This is a genomic window from Bartonella sp. AP150HLJHH (assembly GCF_042196385.1).
In the GTDB taxonomy this organism is placed as follows: Bacteria; Pseudomonadota; Alphaproteobacteria; order Rhizobiales; family Rhizobiaceae; genus Bartonella.
On record NZ_JBHIQC010000105.1, the window covers coordinates 1 to 989 of the forward strand.

At 37.0% G+C, this 989-nt stretch carries 2 protein-coding genes; both read right to left on the reverse strand.

The genetic code is table 11. The features are described from left to right. On the reverse strand, positions 1-780 hold a 780-nt coding region (locus ACFING_RS09905), incomplete at its 3' end, for a DNA adenine methylase (protein ID WP_375630799.1). A gap of 26 nt (positions 781-806) precedes the next feature. Further along, positions 807-989 (reverse strand): hypothetical protein (locus tag ACFING_RS09910; protein WP_375630801.1); only part of this gene is annotated, 183 nt, incomplete at its 5' end.

Here is a 989-nt window from a genome sequence, read left to right on the forward strand (position 1 = left end):
ATTGCGAATCAAGAGTTCTTTTCGGGGTGGTTTTTTAGCAAAACCAGAGGTCCAAAGGGTCTCTAATTCTAAAAAGTCAAAATCCTTAAAAATCTCTCGAACCGCATCACAATCATTCAGACTCAAGACAAATTTGCCTTGTATGCTTTTGAGAACTTTTGCCATACTCACAAAATCATCTTCAACAAAATTCCCAGAGCTGTAACACTTCTTCTTTACAAGATAAGGCGGGTCTAGGTAAAATAAACTGTCGGGTGCATCAAATAGCTCGATAACCCGTTCCCACGACAAATTTAAGATCGTCGTATCAAGAAGCTTCTGTCTAACACGTCTCATCCTTGATAACAGCTTTTCGGGATTAAATGCTATAGGCTTTTTCCTTCCAAAACTAAAAGAGACATAATCTTTTTTCCCATACATCACACAACGTTGGAGAAACAAAAAACGGGCGGCTCTTTCAACTTTGGAAAGGCTTTCTGGTTCAATCGCCGCAAGTTCAAAAAACAACTGTCTTGAACAAACAAACCATTCTAGTCGTTTGGCTAAATCATCAAAGTCATTTTGAACGCATTGAAACAGATTCGTGATCTCTCCATTCAAATCATTAATGACAGAATATTTTGCTGGTCTTTTATTTAGGAAAATAACACCAGAGCCTAAAAACGGTTCAACATAGGTTTCGTGGTCAATATTATTTAAAATCGGTATAATTTTCTTACGCAGATAGTGTTTACCACCCATCCACGCAAACAATGTTTGTGTAAATTCTTGTTTCGTCATGTTTTAAAGGAAAGATTTTGTGAGTTCTAACTTTTTGTTATCCATCTTTTAAGATGTGAGAAGCTATTCTCTATGGCGTCCACGCAACGGGAAAAATCGATAATAAACATAAAGAGAATGAAGGCAATCAATTTCATGATGCGTGACATCATCTTTAAGCCTTGATAGGTCTCTATCATCTCGTGAAGGAGCTGTTGTTCTGTTTCTGT